Origin of the sequence: Tissierella sp. (genome assembly GCF_052089545.1) — a bacterium.
Lineage (GTDB): Bacteria > Bacillota > Clostridia > Tissierellales > Tissierellaceae > Tissierella_A.
Genome location: NZ_JBQDAA010000196.1, coordinates 1 through 4,252 on the forward strand (window position 1 = coordinate 1; position 4,252 = coordinate 4,252).

At 26.2% G+C, this 4,252-nt stretch carries 4 protein-coding genes; all 4 read left to right on the forward strand.

From position 1 onward, the window contains the following. Positions 1–75: 75 nt before the first annotated feature. The gene (locus ACTHW2_RS11310) at positions 76–1,086 is read left to right on the forward strand and encodes an NAD(P)H-dependent glycerol-3-phosphate dehydrogenase (RefSeq protein WP_442264028.1); all 1,011 of its coding nucleotides are present in this window, start codon (positions 76–78) and stop codon (positions 1,084–1,086) included. A gap of 130 nt (positions 1,087–1,216) precedes the next feature. Then, positions 1,217–2,695, forward strand: a complete 1,479-nt coding sequence (gene spoIVA / locus ACTHW2_RS11315; protein WP_442264029.1) for a stage IV sporulation protein A — start codon at positions 1,217–1,219, stop codon at positions 2,693–2,695. Between the two features lie 167 nt (positions 2,696–2,862). After that, positions 2,863–3,240, forward strand: coding sequence for a hypothetical protein (locus tag ACTHW2_RS11320; protein ID WP_442264030.1), 378 nt, complete (start codon positions 2,863–2,865; stop codon positions 3,238–3,240). Positions 3,241–3,252: 12 nt separating this feature from the next. After that, the coding region (locus ACTHW2_RS11325) for an HlyD family efflux transporter periplasmic adaptor subunit (RefSeq protein WP_442264031.1) at positions 3,253–4,252 on the forward strand (1,000 nt) is incomplete at its 3' end.

Genomic DNA, 4,252 nt, shown 5'->3' on the forward strand with positions numbered 1-4,252 from the left:
TTATAAGACATAAAGAAAATATAAGAAGGTTAATTCATGGAAATGAAAATAAAATAAAAATCGGGAAGTGAGTATATGGATGATAAGATATGTATTTTAGGAGGAGGAAGCTGGGGAACTTCACTTAGTATTCTACTTGCTAAAAAAGGGAAAAATGTTGATTTATGGGTTAGAAACGAAAAACAGTTTCATGATATGTTTAATAATAGAATAAATAACAAATATCTTCCAGAAGTTTTCCTACCTGAAAATTTAAATATAGTAAATGATTTAGAAAAAGCAGTAGAAGGAAAGGATATAATAGTATTAGCTATTTCAACTCATGGAGTAAGAAATGTATTAAAATCTATAAAAAAATATGTAAATAAAAAACAAGTAATTGTAAATGTGGCAAAGGGAATAGAAAATGAAACTCTTTTTAGAATCTCAGAAATAGTAAATGAAATTTTGCCAAGTAATAAATTTGTATGCCTTTCTGGTCCATCACATGCTGAAGAGGTTGCAAGGGGTATACCTACTACTGTTGTTTCATCTTCAGAAGATATAATCACTGCAGAATATATACAAGATGTATTTATGACTCCAAATTTTAGGGTTTATACAAATAAAGATTTAATAGGTGTAGAATTAGGCGGTGCTTTAAAAAATATAATTGCATTGGGAGCAGGTATATCTGATGGTTTAGGATATGGAGACAATACTAAAGCTGCACTGATGACTAGAGGAATCTCAGAGATGGCAAGACTCGGAAAATCCATGGAAGCGGACTTAAGCACCTTTTGGGGACTTGCAGGTATAGGAGATTTAATAGTAACATGTACTAGTATGCATAGTAGAAATCGTAGAGCTGGTATCCTAATTGGTAAAGGAAATACTACAAAAGAAGCTGAAGATGAAATAGGTATGGTTGTAGAAGGAGTCAAAACCACTAAATCTGCATATATGTTATCAAAAAAATATAATGTAGACTTGCCTATAACAAATGAATTATATAGAGTTATATATATAAATAGTAATGTAAAAGAATCGGTATCGAATTTAATGGAAAGAGATAAAAAACATGAAATGGAAAATATAACAATTTAAAACAAGCTAATAAAAAGAATCTGTTAAATTTAACAGATTCTTTTTATTAGCTTGTAATAATTTAAAGATATATACGTATACATATTATATAATGTTAAGTATTTGTTAAAAATACAAGGGGGGAAAATATATGAATAATTTTGATATATACCAAGACATATCCCAAAGAACTAATGGGGATATTTATGCAGGCATAGTAGGGCCTGTAAGAACAGGTAAATCAACATTTATAAAAAGGTTTATGGAGTTATTAGTATTACCTAATATTGAAGATTATCATAGCAAGGAAAGGACAAAAGATGAATTACCGCTTAGTGGGGCAGGAAAAACTATAATGACAACAGAGCCTAAATTTATACCTAATGAGGCTGTTGAACTCACAATCAAAGACAATGTAAAATTTAAAGTTAGAATGGTGGATTGTGTAGGATATCTAGTGAAAGATGCTCTAGGACATGAGGAAGATTCATCTCCAAGAATGGTAACTACTCCTTGGTTTGAAAATGAAATACCCTTTCAAGAAGCCGCAGAAATTGGAACAAGAAAAGTTATAAAGGATCACTCCACCATTGGCTTTGTTGTAACAACGGATGGTTCTATAACTGATATTGATAGATCTAATTATATACAGGCAGAAGAAAGAGTTATAAATGAATTAAAAGAATTAGAAAAACCATTTGTAATAATATTAAACTCTAAACATCCAAGTTTAGACACAACCATAGCATTAAAAGAAAGTTTGGAAGCAAAATATGGTGTTTCAGTAATAATAATGGATTGTTTAAATATGCAAGTAACTGATGTTGAAAGAATATTTGAAAGATTATTATTTGAGTTTCCGATAAAGGAAATAAACATAAGGGTTCCTGGATGGATTGAAGGACTTTCAAAAACTCATTGGATACGAAGCACTATTATGAACGCATTAAAACCAGCAATTAAAGATCTTCAAAAATTAAATCAAGTTGAGGAAGCATTCAATTCACTTAGAAGTTTAGAAATGGTTAAAGGATTATCTATAACTGAGATTAATTTAGGTGAAGGAATAATCCATACTAGTTTAACAACAGAAGAAAGCCTATTTTATGATATATTAAACGAAATAACTGGTTATAATATAGATGGAGACTATCAGATATTGAGTTTAGTAACAAATCTAGCCAATATAAAAAAGGAATATGATAAAATAGAAAAAGCATTAACTGAAGCAAAAGAAATAGGATACGGACTTGTAAGTCCTAGTCTTGAAGAATTAGAGTTAGCAGAGCCAGAAGTATATAGACAAGGAAATAGGTTTGGAGTTAAATTAAAAGCAAATGCACCATCATTACATGTCTTAAGAGCAGATATTACTACAGAAGTAGCACCTCTTATAGGTAGTGAAAAACAATCTGAAGAATTAGTGGAATACTTTTTATCAGAATTTGAAGAAGATCCTACAAAGATTTGGCAGTCAAATATATTTGGTAAATCATTATATGACCTTGTAAGTGAACAATTGGATGGTAAACTTACGACTATGCCAGAAAATGCTCGACAAAAGCTAAGACGTGCACTTGAAAAAATATTAAATGATGGAAGTGGAGGATTAATATTTATTATTATATAAAAAAATAAACCATTTGGTTTATTTTTTTATATAATATTTCATATCATAATAAATGTTATCATAAATGACAAAATAAAGATAAAATAAAAAACAATGTAAAAGGATTTAAAATAGCAACGTTATATGTTATAATAAAAGCCAAGTATGATAAATTAGGGGGAAAGAACTTGTTAGAATTTATATATATCTTTATATTATTACTTTTTTTTCTAAGTTTATTTGGATATATTTTAGTTATTTTAAAAGAAAAAGTTTATATGAAAAGAAATATAATTATTATTGAAAATAAATATTTAACTAAAGAAGATTTAAAAGAAATAGATATAAATGAATTTATATTACAAGGGAAAAAGGTAAAATCTGGAGATGAAATTAAAATAGTAACTTCACAAAAAGAAAAATTAAATGGTACATTAATTGGAGCAAATAAATGTAATAAATCAATTCATATTATTACATTTAAAAATAAAATTAAAAAGTTAAAAATAGATAATATACTAAAATTAAAAATAACAAGTAAATACGGTAAATTTCTTAATTATTAGAGGTGGACAAGATTGTCTTACGAACAAAGAAAAAAAAATAGACAAAGAAGAGAAAAAAGATATAAAATATTTATTATTAGCATTGGAATAATCTTATTTACAATTATACTTTTTTCTTTAATTAACATAAAAAGAAATACAATATTAGCAGTAGAAGATGTGTTTCTAAAAGAAATAGAGCTACAAAGTGTATTAATTAAAAGTGAGAAGGTTTTTACACTTGAAGATACTAAAGACATAGATACTTCAATATTAGAAGGTAAAAAGATCCCTGCTGGAATAAAAGTAGGTAATTCTACAGTTCTAAATGACTTAAATCTTTTAAGAAAAGAATTAAAAGAAGTAGAAAAAGCAATTTCTACCTTAACAAATACTAATAAAGATCAAGTTTTTAAAAATGATAAGAAAAAATTAAAAGAAAACTATAATCAAAGTATAGAAAAAATTCAAGAAGATATATATTCTAAGAACTATAAAAATATAAAAAAATATAAAGAAGAAATTATATTAATCGATAAAGATTTGGAGGATTTATTACCTCAAAACACTCTTTTAGGACAAAGTATTGATAATTTAAATGATAAAAAGAAAAATATTAAAGAAGAAATAAATCAAAAAGATAGTTCATATATAAGTGAATCTTCTGGTATAATATCTTATAGAATAGATGGTTATGAAAATATACTTAAACCTCAGGGTTTTGAAAATTACACTTATGACAAACTATCTATATCTAATAAGTCTAAAGAAGAAACAGTTGGAAGAAAAGAAAAAAATGATATTAAAGGATTTAAAATAATAGATAACTTTGAATGGTATTTAGCACTTAAAATTGATGATAGAAAAAACATACAAAAATATGAAATAGGTGATGAATTATTTATAAAATATCCCTTTAAAAATAGTTTCATGGAAATTAAGGGAGACATAATTTCTATAAATAACACTTCTAATAAATCAGTAATAATACTAAAATTTAATAAATATTTGCATGATTTATATAATGATAGAT